We start from the raw sequence: 425 nt of genomic DNA on the forward strand, positions 1-425 counted from the left end.
TCGGCTTCGCTTACGCATTGTGGTTTAGCGGCAACGATGTGCATACCGATTTTGCGTGCTACGTCTTCAGAGCCTTTATACTCAACCAATACGCCTTCGGTAGCCAAAGCACCGTGGATGTAGGCAACCAGTTGGTTGGCAGTATCAATCACTTGGAAGCGGCGAACAGACATGTTCTCGCCCAATTTAGCGATGATGGCTTTGCGTTCTGCTTCAACCAGTTCGCTCAGCTCTTCAACAGAAGCCGGTTTTTTCTCGGCAGCAGTTTTAGCAACGAAGTTGGCAAATTCTACGAAGCCGGCGTCTTTAGCAACGAAGTCGGTTTCGCAGTTTACTTCAACCAATGCACCGACATTGCCGTTGATCGCGTAAGCCAATACGCCTTCGGCAGCAGTACGGCCAGCCAGTTTACCGGCTTTCGCACC

General features: G+C 51.1%; 1 protein-coding gene. It reads right to left on the bottom strand.

Features of this window, described 5'->3' with window-relative positions; genetic code table 11:
• Positions 1-425, bottom strand: a 425-nt coding sequence (gene tsf / locus ACTHSP_RS22140; protein WP_440347027.1) for a translation elongation factor Ts, incomplete at both ends; no start/stop codon positions are given.

Source organism: Neisseria sp. P0001.S005 (genome assembly GCF_051963715.1).